The organism is Echinicola sp. 20G, assembly GCF_015533855.1.
GTDB lineage: Bacteria > Bacteroidota > Bacteroidia > Cytophagales > Cyclobacteriaceae > Echinicola.
On record NZ_AP024154.1, the window covers coordinates 1936956 to 1954313 of the forward strand.

Genomic DNA, 17358 nt, shown 5'->3' on the forward strand with positions numbered 1-17358 from the left:
AAGATCCGTGTCGGTTTTCAATCCGTCGTGGGCCTTAGAAGGCTGACTTTGGACGAATGACCGATAACAGATAACCATTACCCAATAACCAAGCCCATGAATCACTTTCGTAAACTTTTGTATAAATGCGCCTTAGCCTTGTTCTTGGTATCTGGTCTGGCCTTGATTATGGGATATGCTCAACTAGGTCAAGGCGCTGTGGTGGCTGCTTGTTTTGCTTTTGCGCTCGGGATGGGAGCTGTGGATAAGCTGAAAGGCTATCAATATACCGCTTGGATCATTACTGCGGTGGTAGCAGGAATGGTTTATCCCAATGCTTTTTTGCAATGGGGAGAATTGGACTTGCGAAACAAGTGGTTGATTCTAATTGTGGTCCAAGCTGTGATGTTTGGGATGGGGATTCAAATGAGTTTAAGGGATTTTTCAAATTTAGGAAGTACTGGCAAAGGCGTTTTGGTGGGTTTGATAAGCCAATTTTCCATTATGCCCCTGATAGGTTTTTTGCTGACCAAGCTGTTTGACTTTGATCCGGAGATAGCAGCCGGAATTATCCTGATGGGGGCTTGTTCCAGTGGTTTGGCTTCCAATGTAATGGTTTACTTAGCCAAGGCCAATTTGGTACTATCGGTTACAGTAACGGCCATGGCAACCATGCTGGCTCCGTTGATGACTCCCTTTTGGATGAAGACGCTGGCCGGAACATTGATCGATATTGAATTTTTTGACATGATGATGAACATCATCAAGATTGTCTTGGTACCCATTGGAGCGGCATTACTGCATGATTACCTGAAATCAGCCCCAAGAAACCTCAAAATCAGGATTTATTATGGGGCTGCTCTCCTTGTGGTATATTTGGCATTTCTTCCTTTTGGTTTGTGGGATTATTTTACCCAAAGTCTTTCTTCATCAGCCGTACAATCTTTGGAGATTTTTAGCTTTTTTATGGGGGCTATTGTTTTTGGGGTACTTTATCATATTTGCACTCATTGGATCACCCAACTGGACAAATGGATGCCTTATGTTTCCATGTTTGGGATCGTCTACTTTACAACCGTCACCACTGCTGCCGGTCGGGATAATCTGTTGCAGGTTGGAGGGTTGTTATTTATGGCCTCTGTATTGCACAATGGACTAGGTTATTTTTTTGGATATTGGTTGAGCCGATTGCTGGGCTTGGATGTGCCTTCAGCAAGGGCGATGGCTCTGGAGGTGGGTTTGCAAAATGGCGGGATGGCATCCGGCTTGGCAGGTTCGATGGGGAAACTGGGCACAGTGGGCCTGGCTCCCGCAGTATTTAGCCCTTGGATGAATATCTCAGGATCTATCTTGGCCAATTATTGGCGAAAGAAATCTCTGAAAGAAGAGAAAATGGAGGCTGATAAAGTGCCTGAGAATTTGTCTGCAAATTACACGAATTAGCTTTTTTTGAACCATTAAGGGAATTAAAAAAGAGGGATTTTTTTATAGTCTTTCAAGTCTTTATGGTTCCTTAATTTTTCAATTCCATCAACCTTCAAATCGGGAACATGATAGCACAGGAAGGTAAAAATCAGGTGTTTTGTAATTTTAGTACATGAATAGAACAGTTGAAAATGAGCCGTTCGAATGCTAAAACTATGACTCGACAAATAACCTATTTCGTAGTGCTAGCTTTTATGGGAACAATGGGCTGGGCCTGCTCCACAAAAAGTGAACACCATGAAAGTACTTTGGCTAAAGCAGCACCAATACAAATCACCGATTCGGTGATGCAACAAGTTTATGAGGAAATTAAAACACCTTTTAAATACGGTTTGGTAAAAGTTCCTCCTTCCAATGATTTAAAGATGGACTGTCCAAGTATCTTCCGGGATGGGGAGAAATGGTACATGACTTATTTGATCTATGGCGGAAGAGGCTATGAGACCTGGCTGGCTGAAAGTGACGATTTATTGCATTGGGACGATAAAGGCAAGATCATGTCTTTTTCGGACACTACTGATTGGGATATGAACCAAAAGGCGGGATACATCGCCCTGCAGGATAAGGAGTGGGGTGGTAGCTATGAGTGGGAGCAGTATGAGGATAAATACTGGATGAGTTATTTTGGGGGGAATTCCAGAGGCTATGAAGCGGGAGTTTTGTCCATTGGTATGGCCTATACCGATCAGGACCCGACAGTGTCGCATGAGTGGCAAAGAATAGATTCTCCTGTGCTGACCCCAAATGATGATGGAGCAAAGTGGTGGGATAACAGTACCATGTACAAAAATTCCGTGATTCGGGATGAGCAGGAGTTTACAGGTCACCCTTTTATCATGTATTATAATGCTCGCGGAGATAGTATTAACCCGGCTCGGGGTGCTGAAAGAATTGCCATGGCAGTTTCTGACGATATGGTCCATTGGAAGCGCTATGGAGAAGAGCCGCTGATCAACCACCACAAAGGGATTTCAGGAGATGCCTATATCCAACAGATGGGGGATTTGTATGTGATGTTTTATTTTGGGGCCTTTTGGCCGGACAGGGAAGGGATTTCTGCCTACAATCGTTTTGCGGTGTCCAATAACCTGACCGACTGGGTGGACTGGGAAGGCGAAGACCTGATCAAACCATCGGAGCCTTATGATAACCTTTTTGCCCATAAATCTTTTGTGGTCAAACATGAAGGAGTGGTGTACCATTTTTATTGTGCGGTCAATAAAGATGAGCAAAGAGGCATTGCTGTAGCCACTTCCAAAGATTTAGGTACCAGTCAACTGAATTTTCTGCCATTAGATGCAAAATAATCTTATGCATAAAGTCTTTTTAATGGCACTATGCACAATGGTAGGTGTCGATGCCCTGATGGGGCAAACCGTTACTGGGGAGCCTGCGGCTGTTCCTAAGCAAGTTGAGAAATACCATTTTTCACCATGGGAAAATCCTTTAGTGACCAGCATCAACCGCGAACCGGCCAGAGCAACTGCCTATTCCTATAAAAGTGCCACAGAGGCTTTAGCTGGAAACAGAGATGACAGTAGGATGCTTTTACTCAATGGTGAATGGGATTTTTATTTTGCGGAGAATTTAAAAGCAGCACCAAAGGAATTTTACCAATCAAAAGTTCAAGGTTGGGATAAAATAGAAGTGCCTTCGAATTGGGAATTGAAAGGCTATGATATTCCGATTTATAAAAGTGCGGTTTATCCATTTCGCCCCATTAATCCTCCTTATGTGCCGGAAGATTACAACGGAGTTGGCTCATACCAAAGGACTTTTAAAGTGTCTGATGATTGGGAAGATATGAATATCACTCTCCATTTTGGAGCGGTAAGTTCGGCCTTTCAAGTGTGGCTGAATGGAGAATTTGTAGGCTATGGGGAAGACAGCTTTTTACCTTCGGAATTTAACATCACGCCTTACCTGAAATCAGGTGAAAATGTACTTTCCGTTCAGGTGTTGCGGTGGAGTGATGGCTCCTACTTGGAAGACCAGGACCACTGGAGGTTGAGTGGCATACAACGGGAAGTGTTTCTAATGGCTGAACCCAAACTACGGATTGTGGATTTTCATTATCAGACCAAGCTGGATGAAAATTATGAGCATGCTGTTTTTAGCCTGAGACCAAAAATCGAGAATTTGACAGGGGATCGCGTGCCAGGAAGCCAGCTAAAAGTACAGCTTTATGATCAGGATGACCAACCAGTTTTTGGAGATCCGCTGGAAAAAGAAGTGGAGGACATCCTCAATGAAAGTTATCCCCGCTTGGACAATGTGAAATTTGGACTTTTTGAGGCGGAGGTAAAAAATCCTCATTTATGGAGTGATGAGCATCCCTACCTTTACACTTTGGTGTTGAGTCTTGAAGGTGAAGAGGGGCAGCTTTTGGAAGCAAAGAGTTGCAAGGTAGGTTTTCGGTCGATCGAATTTTCAGAAAAAAACAACAAGCTTTTAATCAATGGCAAAGAAACCTACCTCTATGGTGTCAACAGACATGATCATCATCCTGTAAGGGGCAAGGCCTTGACCCGGGAGGATATCGAGGAAGATGTGAGGACCATCAAGCAATTTAATTTCAATACCATCCGGACCAGCCATTATCCCAATGATCCTTATTTCTATCAATTATGTGATGAATATGGAATTTTGGTGATTGATGAAGCCAATCATGAAACCCACGGTATTGGAGGGAAACTGAGCAATGATACCCAGTGGACCCATGCCTACATGGAAAGGGTGACCCGCATGGTGCAAAGAGATAAAAACCACCCAAGCATTATTTTTTGGAGCTTGGGCAATGAAGCTGGACGAGGGCCAAATCATGCGGCCATGGCAGCTTGGGTGCATGATTTTGATATTACCCGACCCGTGCATTATGAGCCAGCACAAGGGAATCATCGGGTTGAGGGTTATATCCCCCCTGGCCATCCTGATTATCCCAAAGACCATTCGCATCGCATCCAAGTGCCGACAGATCAGCCTTACGTAGATATGGTCAGTCGCTTTTACCCGGGATTGTTTACGCCCGGTTTATTGGTCAACCAACATGCTGATGAGCGTCCGATTGTATTTATCGAATATGCTCATTCCATGGGAAACAGCACGGGAAATATGAAGGAGTTGTGGGATGAATTCCGTTCGCTTCCTCAGGTGATCGGTGGCTGTATCTGGGATTTTAAGGATCAGGGACTGCTCAAAACCACTGAAGACGGTGAAGAATTTTACGCATATGGAGGCGACTTTGGTGAGACGCTTCATGATGGCAACTTCTGCATCAATGGGATAGTGGCTTCTGACGGAAGACCAAAAGCAGCGATTTACGAGTGCAAATGGGTATATCAACCAGCTGAAATGACTTTGACAGATACTGCAGGTTGTAAAGTAAAAATCCAAAATCGGCACGCAGATAAATCCTTGGAAGAATATCAAATGAACTTGACCATTTTGGAAGAGGGAAAAGTTGTAAAAAGTTTGGTTTTGGATGCATTACCACTTAATGCGGGAAAGGATACTGTGTTACAGCTAAAGCCCTATTTCAACCCAGTGAAAGGCAAGGAGTACTTGGCCAATATCACCTTTACACTTCCTGAAAACACCAATTGGGCCAAGCAAGGCCATGTCATTGCCCAGCAGCAGTTCCAGCTGCAGGAGCGGTCAAAGCCTCAAATTGAGGTAGGAAGAGGAAAACTGATCATAAAAGATAATGGACAAGTTTTGGAGGTCAAGGGAAGTGACTTTCAAGTCGGTTTTGATAAAGTAGTTGGTGCACTGAGCAGCTATAAAGTAAGGGGAGAAGAGCAAGTTATTAGTCCATTGCTTCCTTCATTTACCCGACCTTTGACAGACAATGACCGGAAGGGTTGGAAACCCCATCAAAAGTTGAAGTATTGGTATGAAGCCAAGCCAGAGTTGAAGGAGCTGACTTCTGTTAAAGTGGAAAACGGGAGTGTTCAGGTTCAAACGGAATTTACCTTGACAGAAGGAAAAACAAGGGTAGAAATTGATTACACGGTGATGCCGTCAGGAGTGGTGAAGGTAGATTGTACCTTACTGCCGCTTTATGAACTGCCTAATATTCCAAAAGTCGGGATGAGCATGGGGATCAAGCGGGAATATGATCAGATTACTTGGTTAGGCAAAGGCCCTTTAGAAAATTATATCGACCGTAACCATGGTTTTATGGCAGGCATTTACAGCCTTCCGATTGAAGAGTTTATGGAACCATATGTGATGCCCCAGGAAAATGGTAACCGAACAGCTGTTCGTTGGATGGAGTTTTCAGAAGCGAAGCGGAAGAGTGGGTTGACCATTATTGCCGATAGCTTGCTGAGCATGAGTGCCTGGCCTTACACAGCTGAAATGATCAATGAGGCCAAACATACCTATGAGCTCAAAGAGGCTGGTTTTATCACGGTTAACATTGACTTGATTCAAATGGGAGTGGGGGGAAATGATAGTTGGTCAGAAGTGGCCCAACCGCTGGAACAATATCAGGTGCCAGCGAAACCCTACCGGTACAGCTTTTATATTAGTAGTAAGTATTGAGTAGGGAGTATGAAATGGGATTTGTAATCCCAAAAGAGTTAGTCAGCTATTCAGTCTCTCCATGGTCTACCGGGGGCTGCGTCCCGGTAGATGGTAAAGTTGAGCTTTTAGCTCATATAGTATGAACCACAGGCCTGCTTGATGCAGACAGGCTCAATTTTAGTGGCCTCGCAGTAGAACTGCTGGGGCAACAATTTGATCAAAAGTAAAGTAAAGCGGCATTCCTAAAAAACTGCCATCTAAAATCTTAAATCTAATGTCTGGAATAAAGACCCGAAATACCATTTTCTTTTTGTTATTAGCCTTCTTAATCGGGGCATGTAGCAGTCCAGAAAAGGAAGAAAAAGCTGAAGTCTTCGAACCGACATACGAGAGTTCGCAGCCTTGGGTGTATTGGTATTGGATGTATTCCACTTATTCCAAGGAAGGGATAACGGCAGATTTAGAAGCGATGAAAGAGGCGGGCATTGGTGGTGCATTTTTGATGTCCATCAAAGGTCCTGCTGATCCACCACTGACGGATGAGCCCACTTTGCAAGGCTCTAAGGAATGGTGGGAAATGGTACATCATGCGATGAAAGAGGCAGATAGACTTGGACTGAGATTGGCCATGCATGCCTGTGACGGTTTTGCAGTGGCGGGAGGTCCTTGGATCACCCCAGAAAACTCCATGCAAAAGGTGGTATGGGCTGATACCTTAGTAGCAGGTGGCCGGCAAGTCCATCTGAATATGCCTATGCCCGATCACTATGAGGATTATTACAGGGAGTTAGCTGTTTATGCATTTCCTGTAAAAGAAGGTTTTGAGCTTGATGCAGCAGATATGCATCCGAAAGTTACCAGTAGCTTGGAGGAGAAGAATGTAGACTTTTTGCTTGATGATAAGTCAGACGAGCATTTCGGAACGAATGATGAAGCTTGGATCCAGTATGCTTTCGAAAAGCCATTTACCTGCCGTTCGATCCGTATTAAGACCAGTGGCAACAGTTATCAAGCCCATCGTTTGAAAATAGCGATCAGCGATGATGGGAAGGACTTTGAGGAAGTGACCCGCTTGAAGCCACCAAGGCATGGTTGGCAGGATTGGGATTACGACTATACCCATAGTATCCCAGAAATTACCGCTAAGTATTTCCGCTTTATTTATGATAAAGAAGGCACTGAACCCGGGGCAGAAGATTTGGATGCCGCAAAATGGAAGCCCTCTCTAAAAGTAAAGACCATTGCCCTTTCTACCAGTCCTAAAATCAGCCAGTATGAAGGCAAATCCGCAGCAGCTTGGCGGATGAGTGAACGGACTGATGCTGGAGTGATTCCTACTGAGGATTGTGTACCAATGGAGCAAGTACTGGATATTTCAGGCCAGATGGGTGAAAATGGCCAACTGACTTGGCAAGCTCCACAGGGAAAATGGAAAATCATGCGATTTGGTTATACCTCTACTGGCCATACCAATTACACCGGAGGTGGAGCTAAAGGTTTGGAAGTGGATAAGTTTAGTGCGGAAGCGGTCAAGTTTCAGTTTGACCAATGGTTTGGAGAGGCGATCAGAACTGCCGGGCCAGAATTGGCTGAGAGGGTGCTCAAAATATTTCATATTGACAGTTGGGAAGCTGGTAGCCAGAACTGGTCACCGGTATTCAGGGAAGAATTTCAAAAGCGCCGGGGTTATGATATCCTGCCTTATTTACCTGTGTTGGCGGGCGTGCCTGTGGAAAGTGCAGAGACTTCCGAAAGGGTTTTATATGATTTGAGAACGACGATTTCAGAATTGATCATGGATAATTTTTTTGGAACCTTGCAAGTGGAGGCGAAGAAGAATGGTATGCAGTTCAGTTCGGAAAATGTGGCTCCCACTATGGTGAGTGATGGGATGGAGCATTTCAAATACATCGATTTACCGGCCGGGGAATTTTGGCTGAACAGCCCCACCCATGACAAACCCAATGACATGCGGGATGCCATATCAGGGGGGCATATTTATGGGAAGCAAATTATCCAAGCGGAAGCATTTACGCAGATCAGGATGGATTGGAATGAATATCCTGGGATGCTCAAAACTTTGGGAGATCGAAATTATGCCATGGGCATCAATCGATTCTTCTATCATGTTTTTGTCCATAACCCTTGGCTTGACCGAAAGCCAGGAATGACCTTGGATGTCATTGGTTTGTACTTTCAAAGAGACCAAACTTGGTGGAAGCCCGCCAAGGCTTGGGTGGACTATGCACAGCGTACTCAGTACCAGTTGCAGAAGGGTAAGCCTGTGGTGGACGTCGCCGTGTTTTCAGGAGAAGATTTGCCAAGTCGGTCTGTGTTACCTGAGCGCTTAGTAGCCTTTTTACCGGGAATATTTGGAGAGGAGAGAGTTACAGGAGAAGAGGCTCGCTGGGCCAATGAGGATCAACCTACAAGGGTGATTCCAGCGGGAGTAAAGCATGCTGCCAACATGGCTGATGCTGAAGATTGGACTGACCCCTTGCGGGGGTATCATTATGATTCTTTCAATAAAGATGCCCTGCTGAACCTAGCAGAAGTGAAAGACGGCAAGGTGGTTTTGCCGGGGGGAGCTTCCTATGCCTTGCTGGTGTTTCCTGGGGTCAGAAAAATGAACCCCAATGCCAATTACATGTCTTTGGAGGTGGCCAAAAAAATATTTGATTTGGTCCAAGCTGGAGCCACAGTTGTAGTGGATGAAAAGCCACTGGGGACACTTGGTAAAATGGGAGATGACCAGGCATTGTCTGTTATCGTGGATGAAATATGGAAGGGAGAAGTTAGCGGGCATAGTACAGGTCAAGTCCAGTCTTGGAAAGTGGGTAAGGGAACTGTGGTAAAATTGCCTTATGTCCAAAGCACCTTTGGTGGTTTAGGTTTAGAACCAGATGTGGTGGCGATAGATAGTCATGACGGTCGGCGGAACCAAGACTTTGCCTTTGCCCATAGGAAAAGTCACCACGAGGATATTTATTTCATTTCCAATCAGCTTGAGGAGGAGCGAGAGTTCAATCTTTCCTTTAGAATTTCCGGCAAAAAGCCTGTATTTTATGATCCCGTTTGGGATAAGGAATATCCGGTGAATTCTTGGGAACTGGTGAAGGGAAGGACGCAGCTTCAGGTAAAGTTGCCCGCCAATGGATCGCTGTTTGTGATCTTCAGAGAGGCCACTGCAGAAATGGGAAGTGAGCAAGGGGCCAATTGGTCTAATTTTCAACCTATCCAAGAAATCAAGGATATTTGGACCGTTAGCTTTGATACCGCATACAGAGGGCCACAGAAACCCATACAAATGGAGAATTTATATAGCTGGCCAGCCCATCCCAATGACAGTGTAAAGTACTATTCCGGAACAGCTGTGTATCAAAATACTTTTGATTGGGACGGTGATCCAGAAGGAGAATTCTGGTTACATTTGGGTAAGGTGGCCAATATAGCTTCGGTGAAAGTCAATGGTAAAGATTGTGGGGTGGCTTGGACTTTTCCTTATCAAGTACCTATTTCCGATGCTTTAAAGGAAGGTAAGAATGAACTGGAAATTGCGGTTTCCAATACCTGGACAAACAGGATCATTGGTGACTTGAAGCTACCCAAAGAGAAGAGGTTTACCAGCACCATTGCAGATTTGGACCGAATCGAAGGTCGGGACTTGTTGGAGGCTGGTTTATTGGAGCCAGTGAAGGTGTTAAAGAGGATAGAAGAATAAGTAGCAACAAGACACAAGTATCACAAATAACCTATAAATAGATATGAAAAAGCTAGTAGCATTTTTGACCCTATGTATCATCAGCCAGTTAGCTTTCGCCGAGGTGAAATTGCCAGCTATTTTTTCAGATAATATGATCCTACAACAGCAGATGGATGCGCCAATTTGGGGTTGGACGAATGCAGGTGAAACAGTAAGCATTACTACATCCTGGAATAATAAAACATATGAAACCAAGGCGAACGGGGAAGGAGAATGGAATGTGAAGGTGAGTACACCGGAAGCAGGCGGTCCTTATTCCATTACCATCAGTGATGGTCAGGAAATGAGTCTTGAAAATGTCCTGATCGGAGAGGTATGGCTGTGCTCTGGCCAGTCCAATATGGAGATGCCCCTGAAAGGCTTTCCTGCTCAACCTGTGATAGCGGGAAATGAGGCTATTGTCAACAGCAAAAATTCAACTATTCGCTTGATTACGGTGCCACGAAAATCGACGGTGGAGGTAGCCAAGGATTTTGAAGGGCAGTGGGAAGAGGCCAAGCCATCCACCACTTCCAATTTCAGTGCCACAGCATGGTTCTTTGGTACACAGATCCAAAGAGTTTTAGATGTGCCCGTTGGTTTGATTCATGTTTCCTATGGAGGTTCCAATATAGAAGCTTGGATGAGTGAGGCCATGTTGGAGGATTTTAAAGAGGAGATAACCATTCCTCAGCAGCAGGAAGATATTGATGTGCCCAACCGTACGGCTACCGCTTTGTTTAATGGAATGCTGTCGCCCGTGATAGGATATGGCATCAAAGGTGCGATTTGGTATCAGGGAGAGTCCAATAATGGCCGACCTGAGCAATATGAAGAGTTGATGGTGACTATGGTGCGTGAATGGAGAGAGCTTTGGGATGAGGGAGAGTTTCCATTTTACTATTGTCAGATTGCCCCCTTCAATTATGGCATGTTTAATCCCAATGAGGTAATTGAAAAAAACAACTCAGCCTATCTCAGAGATGCACAAAGAAAAGCTACCCAAAGAATTTCAAATAGTGGAATGGCAGTATTGATGGATATTGGAGAAAAAGAAAATATCCATCCGGCCGATAAAAAGGCAGGAGGTCAGCGATTGGCTTATTTGGCCTTAAATAAAACTTACGGAGTCGAAGGTTTTGAGTATACTAGTCCTGAATTTGAAGCTATGGAAATCAAAGGGAGCACTGTTATTGTAGCTTTTGATCATGTGCCCAATGGCATTACGGTTTATGGAAAAGAGGTGACAAATTTTGAAATTGCCGGAGAGGATCGGGTATTTCATCCTGCCACTGCAGTCTTAAGAAGGAAGTCAGTGATACTGTCTTCTCCCCAAGTAGAAAAGCCGGTGGCTGTGAGGTATGCCTTTAAGGATTTTACGGTTGGAGAAATCTTCAGTACAGGTGGATTGCCATTGAGTTCCTTTAGGACAGATGACTGGTAAATAAAATTTTATCATTGCCCACTTTCCAATTTGGAGAATGGGCTTTTAGCATGAATAGGAACTGTGTTTCTGGCTCTATGGCTGTGAGCGGACATGAATTTATTTCAATAGCTGACAAATCATTGTATTTCAGGTCTTTTTCTTAAATTGGTTACCCTTACTTTAAAAGATACTGCAAATGATTATCACACATGATATTCGATTGAGTAGAATTGTCAGTGGCACCTGGAAAAACACACTCTTGGTCGCCTTCACCTGTTCGATGTCCTATTTTGTGTATTGGTACTTTATCCAATACCATTTTGAGATGCCGGCCATCATCCCCACTATTTTAGGTACTGCCTTGGCATTTTTTATCGGCTTCAATAACAATCAGGCCTATGACCGTTGGTGGGAAGCCCGCAAAATATGGGGAGTATTGGTCAACAGCTCCAGAACCTGGGCCAGAAATGTCATCCACTTGCCCTCGGCCACAGACAAAATCACGGGTAGCAACCTAGAGCTTATGAAGGAATATGCTGTCAAAAGGCACATTGCATTTCTTTATGCCCTCAAAGAAACTCTGCGAGGGACCAAGGATGAAGAGTATAAAAAGTACTTGATTCAGAGTGATTTGGACATTATTAAAAATGAAAGTAATAAGCACAATGCCATTCTGAGCTTGCAAACTACGGAACTCAAAAGTTGGAAAAGAGATGGACTGATTGATGGGTTTGAATTTCTGGAGCTCAACGGGGAAATCACCCGGTTTTGTGATGAGATGGGCAAATCTGAAAGGATTAAAAATACCGTCTTCCCCACCACCTATAATTACTACACCAAAGGGTTTATTTGGTTGTTTAACATTGCCTTTACCCTGGCTGTTGCTCCCAATGTAGGTTGGAGGGCCATTATTTTTGCGACCGTTATTGGTTATGTTTTCCATACCATCCATTTTATCGGCCATTCTATAGTGGATCCTTTTGAGCCCATTCCCACTGGAATTCCATTGGACCAAATTACCCGAACGATTGAAATCAATTTGTTGGAGATGATTCGAGAAGAGCATATACCAGCTCCGATCAGTCCGGTCAATGAGGAGTATGTGATGTAGGGGGAGTATTGAGTCTGGAGTCAGTAGACAAGAGAGGGGAGACATTAGATTTGATACGTAGGTATTCAATACAAAAACCTAAAGCCTTATACCTGGAGTCTAATTTCAGCCCTTAAAAAGCACTGGTAAATTCAGGTTCGGGCCAGAGGAAAAGTTGGGTGGTGTCACGCTCTATCGTGATGGGGTCAAAATACATTCTGAGTCGGATACTTTCAGGAACTTCCTCTCGGTAATAGTCCATCAGTGTAGAAACGGCTTCAGGTTTTAGGACGCTGATATTAACGGGAGCTAAGCCCATTTGAATCATTCCAAGCTTTTTGGCAGCGCCTTTGGCCAGATCAATGGTTCTTCTGGAATTTTGCGGTAGGCGGTCATTGATTTTTACGATGATTTCCTTGCCATTTTTTAAGTTGGTCACCCTGACCATCGTACCAAATGGCAGGTTTTTGTGTGCAGCAGTCATGCCCTCCATATCAAATATTTCACCATTAGCGGTCTTCCGATTATGGAAAAATCTTCCATAATAACTCGCTATTCCCTTCTCAATTAGCAGGGTTGAATCTGGCTCTATCAGAGTTGGTTGGGAGTATGCCTTAAAGCCAAATAAGGCCAACAAGCAAAGGACCAAAAAACATGTTTTTTTCATAAGGATCGGCCTACTCAATTTGAATGCCAAATACGGCCATCGCCTTGAAATAGGTTTGCTTACCAAGTTTTAAGCGCCTAAATTTAATCTGAAATTAGTTTAAAACGAAAATTTCGCATTTTTAAATTATGTTAAAAATCTTACACTCAGCGGATTGGCATCTTGGGAAGCGACTCCAGGAATATTCCAGGTTGCCAGAACAGCAGCTGGTTTTGAAGGAGATTACGGAGATTGCCGAGCGCGAAAATGTGGACTTGGTCTTACTGGCAGGGGATCTCTTCGACACTTTTAACCCCAGTCATGAGGCAGTGGAGTTGTTCTATAAAACCCTCAGGAGGCTTTCCAATGAAGGAAAACGTCCCATTGTGGCCATTTCAGGTAATCATGATAGCACCCAGTTTGTCAGTGCCCCCAACCCTTTGGCCAAGGAATTGGGTATATTGTTCTACAGTCAGTATGACCAACAATTTACTCCTGAAAAACTGGATAGTGGACTGGAGATTACAAAATCCACATCGGGCTTTGTTGAATTGAAATTGCCCCAATTGGAATTTCCTGTGCGGATTATTTTGGCCCCTTATGCCAATGAAGTCTTGCTTAAAACTTATCTGGGTGAAGAGGACAAGGAAGCCGAATTGCGGAAGGTCTTGGGACAGCAATGGCAAAAAGTTGCTGATGATTTTTGTGATGAAGAGGGTGTCAACCTGTTTATGGGGCATTTCTTTTTTATGAAGGAAGGAGAAAAACCAGAAGCAGAACCAGAAAGTGAAAGGCCAATCCTCCATGTAGGAGGTGCTCAGGCCATCTACACCCACTTGATCCCCTCTTCTATGCAATATGCTGCTCTGGGACATCTCCACCGTTATCATGCCGTGGATCAATCTCCTTGCCCGGTGGTGTACAGCAGCTCTCCCCTCGCTTACAGTTTTAGTGAGGCGAACCAAGAAAAGAAGGTGGTCTTAATTGAAGCATCACCTGCCCAAGCTGTAAAATACCAAGCCATTCCGCTTAAACAGGGCCGGCCGCTTTACCAAAAAAGCTTTAGCACCTTGGCCACCACGCTTGAGTGGCTTAGTGAAAATCCTTATTGTTTTGTGGAAGTGATTTATGAGACGGAAACTTCCATCGATGCCGAAACGCGTAAGGCCATTATGAAAGCCCACGATGGTATTGTCAGCTTGATCCCAAAACTTACAGGGGATCATCAACTCGAAGATGGCAGCCTTCAGGCTGAAGATTTGGGACAAGATATGGGAACCCTGTTTTCCCGCTATTACCAAAGCGCAAAAGGCTTGGAACCCAACGAAGAGATCAAATCACTTTTTAATGAAATTATCGGACAAACCGACAACGAAGAAACAGCATGATCCCAATTAAACTGGAAATTGAAGGACTTTATTCCTACCGAGAAAAACAGCTGATTGACTTTACACAACTTACTGCCGCCGGGCTTTTTGGCATCTTTGGGGCAGTGGGCAGTGGGAAATCTTCCATTTTGGAAGCTGTTTTGCTGGCCCTTTATGGCACCACAGAACGCTTGGCCAGTAAGGGAGAGAAAAACAGTATGGTCAACCTTCAAAGCCCTGGGATATATATCAACTTTGAGTTTAAGGCGGGAAAGAACAATGCCCAAACGTACAAGGCCAGCTACTTGGCCAAGAGAAATACCAAAAACTTTGATGATGTCAAGCCAGCAACCCACACTTTTTATGAAATGAAAGAAGGCAATTGGGTGCCTTTGGAGGCCAGGGGGGAAGACTTGGTAGGGATGAAAATGGGTCACTTCAGGCAAACAGTGATCATTCCGCAAGGAAAATTCAGGGAGTTTATAGAACAGAAGCCCAAAGACCGGGCGGATATGATGAAAGAGCTTTTTGGTTTGGAACGGTTTGACCTGTCCGAAAAGACCAGAAGGCTGCTTTCTGCGGAAAAGGAAAAGAAGATCAAACTGGAAACCCAGTTGGAAGGATTGGAGGCTTTTTCCAAAGAAGCCTTGCAAGAGGCAAAGGAAAAGGAGCATGCCCTAAAGCAGGAAAAAGCAAAATACGAACACATCTTAAAAGAGAAAGATGCCGCTCTTCAACTGGCAAAAACGGTAAAAGAAAAGGCCGAGCAGCTGACTGCTCAGCGGCATCAATTGAGGGAGTTGGAAAGTCAGCTTCCAGCTTTTGAGCAAAGGAGAAAGCAGCTGGACCAATACCGGAGGGCTTTGACCTTTCTCAAGCCGATCATTGATCAGCTTCAAGAGCAGGAGATTGATTTGGAGAAGTACCAAAAGAGTGTGGGAGAGTGTGAGCGATTTAAAATTAGCTTGGCTGAAGAGGTTCAACAAAAGGAAGCGCGGTACCAAAAACTTTATCAGGATTTTACTACAAAAGGAGAAAAGGAAGCCCGCATCAGGGATTTGCTCCAGATAAAAGCGCTCAATGAATTGGCTCTTCAAGAAAGGAAACTGCAAGAACAGCTAAATGTTTTAAAAGAAAAAACGGCCTCTTTCCAAAGTCAAAAGCTAAATCAAGAAACCCAAATTCAGGAAATTGAAAAGGAAATAGAGCAGTTGGAAGTGCCAGAGGTGGAGCTTATCAGCCAACTGGAATCTACTTCCCTAGCTCTAAAACAAAACACCGAATCCGTCAAAAGACTGTCTGGGCAAATAGAGTCCTTGAAAGCGGAAATGGCCAATCATCAAAAAGAGATGCGCTTGCTTCTTGATGATGCTGATCTTCAGGATAGTCATTTTAGCGATAAGCTGGAAGCTGCCCAAAGTGAATGGAATGACCTGCAGAAAGAAAGGGAAATACTTCTGCAGCAGCAAGGACTTTATAGCTATACGCAGAATTTGCAAGATGGTCAAGCATGTCCGTTATGCGGATCAACGGAACATCCAGACCCGCTTTCCCACCAGTTTGACTCAGAAAAGCTGACTCAAAATGAAGTTCGTGTAAAGGCATGCAAGTCTTATCAGGAAAAGCTTCAGAAAGCTAAAGCGGATTATGAAAAGAAGCAGTTGCTATGGGAAGGGCAGCAAAAGACCTATCAGGAAAAGCAGGAGGAACTTGAGGGACTTTCCTCCCAAAATGAAAGACTGATTGCTTCCATTGAGGGGGTGGACGGCCTGTACGGAATAGAGCAGTTACTTCAAAAAGCCAAGTCGGATTTTCAGCAGGAAAAAGCACTTCAGCAAAGGTTAAAAGAGCGAAACATAGCCTACAAGCAATTTTTGACAGATTCAGAAAAAGACCTGGAAAAAGTCCAAGAGGCGGAACAATCCATCAAGACCTTGCAAACCCAAGTGGATACTAAGTTGAAAGAAATCAATTATCCGGATTTGCTGGAGAAATACCGTGATGTCCATGCGGATAAAATTGAGCAGGATATCGCCAAGGTAAAGGAATACCTGGAAAACTTGGAAGTCAACCTGCCCAGGGCACAGGATGCACTCAAAGAAATACAACAAAAGCAGACCACCAATTTGGCCAATTTATCCACCTACCAACAGCGCTTGGAAGAGGTAAAGACAAAGCTTGCCCAACTGAAAGACAGGCTTTCCCTGGCTATGGCCGAGCATGGCTTTTCTGATAGTGTGGCAGTTCGTGAATTACTGGAAAGCAAGGTAGAGCCAGCCCTACTTGAAGAACAAATTAAGGCGTTCGACAGGCAACTGGATCTTACCAAAGCCAAAATTCAGGAACTGTCCAGTGATGAAGCGGTGGCCAATTTTGATGCAGGTCAGTTCCAGACTATCATCACCGCTTTTGAAGAAGCCAAGCAAGAGCTGGAAGACTCGCAAAAGACCCTTTCACTCCTAGTAAACCAAATTGAAGAAATCAAGTCCAGACTTGAGGAAAAGGCAAAACTGGCCCAGCAGTTTAAGCAAGTAGAAAACAGGGAAGCCAATTTAAAGGAACTGGCAGGTTTGTTTCAGGGTAGTGGCTTTGTAAAATACATCAGCAACATTTACCTCAAGGAGCTGGTGCAGACCGCCAACCTACGCTTTATGAAATTGGCCAAAAACAGTTTAAGCTTGGAGGTGGATGAAAATAATACCTTCTGGGTGCAAGATCACCTCAATGGAGGAAAGAAGCGTTTGCTGAAAACCCTTTCAGGCGGACAGACCTTTCAGGCGTCCCTCTGTTTGGCCTTGGCCTTGGCCGAAAAGGTAAAATCCCTGAACAGGGCGGAACAGAGCTTTTTCTTTTTGGATGAAGGTTTTGGTGCCTTGGACAAGAATGCATTGAGAACGGTGTTTGATACTTTAAAATCCTTAAGACACGAAAACCGGATCGTGGGCATCATTTCCCATGTGGAGGAGCTCCAGCAGGAAATCGGTGTTTTTGCCCAAGTTGAGCTTGATCCGGAAACTGGCAGCCAAGTAAGTTATTCCTATTAATCGTAAGGAGAATATCATGATCTTGCAAAGGCTCTATCTATAGATGGAGCCT

The 17358-nt window shown here is 44.3% G+C and carries 9 protein-coding genes; 8 read left to right on the forward strand and 1 reads right to left on the reverse strand.

Annotated features, from left to right (window positions below):
* Positions 1–96: 96 nt before the first annotated feature.
* The 6 genes from JL001_RS08425 (at position 97) to JL001_RS08450 (ending at position 12270) form a co-directional block, all read left to right on the forward strand.
* Positions 97–1422 (forward strand): bile acid:sodium symporter family protein, encoded by a 1326-nt coding sequence (locus JL001_RS08425; RefSeq protein ID WP_200975673.1) that lies wholly within the window; start codon positions 97–99, stop codon positions 1420–1422.
* A gap of 197 nt (positions 1423–1619) precedes the next feature.
* Positions 1620–2771, forward strand: a complete 1152-nt coding sequence (locus JL001_RS08430; protein WP_200975674.1) for a glycosylase — start codon at positions 1620–1622, stop codon at positions 2769–2771.
* 4 nt (positions 2772–2775) lie between these two features.
* Positions 2776–6009 (forward strand): glycoside hydrolase family 2 TIM barrel-domain containing protein, encoded by a 3234-nt coding sequence (locus JL001_RS08435; RefSeq protein WP_200975675.1) that lies wholly within the window; start codon positions 2776–2778, stop codon positions 6007–6009.
* Positions 6010–6265: 256 nt separating this feature from the next.
* Positions 6266–9712 carry a glycosyl hydrolase gene (locus JL001_RS08440; protein ID WP_200975676.1) on the forward strand — a complete coding sequence of 1149 codons (3447 nt, stop codon included), beginning with the start codon at positions 6266–6268 and terminating at the stop codon, positions 9710–9712.
* Between the two features lie 43 nt (positions 9713–9755).
* Entirely contained in the window at positions 9756–11177 is a 1422-nt protein-coding gene (locus tag JL001_RS08445; RefSeq protein WP_200975677.1) for a sialate O-acetylesterase, read from the forward strand.
* A 178-nt stretch (positions 11178–11355) separates the two neighbouring features.
* The gene (locus JL001_RS08450; RefSeq protein ID WP_200975678.1) at positions 11356–12270 is read left to right on the forward strand and encodes a bestrophin family protein; all 915 of its coding nucleotides are present in this window, start codon (positions 11356–11358) and stop codon (positions 12268–12270) included.
* Positions 12271–12382: 112 nt separating this feature from the next.
* Here JL001_RS08450 and JL001_RS08455 read toward each other — a convergent pair whose 3' ends face one another.
* Entirely contained in the window at positions 12383–12916 is a 534-nt protein-coding gene (locus tag JL001_RS08455) for a septal ring lytic transglycosylase RlpA family protein (RefSeq protein ID WP_200975679.1), read from the reverse strand.
* A 128-nt stretch (positions 12917–13044) separates the two neighbouring features.
* On the opposite strand from JL001_RS08455, the gene JL001_RS08460 reads away from it, so the two are divergent.
* Both JL001_RS08460 and JL001_RS08465 read left to right on the forward strand, forming a co-directional pair.
* A complete protein-coding gene (locus JL001_RS08460) occupies positions 13045–14283 on the forward strand; it encodes an exonuclease subunit SbcD (protein ID WP_200975680.1) in 1239 nt (412 codons plus the stop codon).
* Positions 14280–17306 carry an AAA family ATPase gene (locus JL001_RS08465; protein ID WP_200975681.1) on the forward strand — a complete coding sequence of 1009 codons (3027 nt, stop codon included), beginning with the start codon at positions 14280–14282 and terminating at the stop codon, positions 17304–17306. The genes JL001_RS08460 and JL001_RS08465 overlap by 4 nt, the downstream gene beginning before the upstream one ends.
* Positions 17307–17358 lie beyond the last annotated feature (52 nt).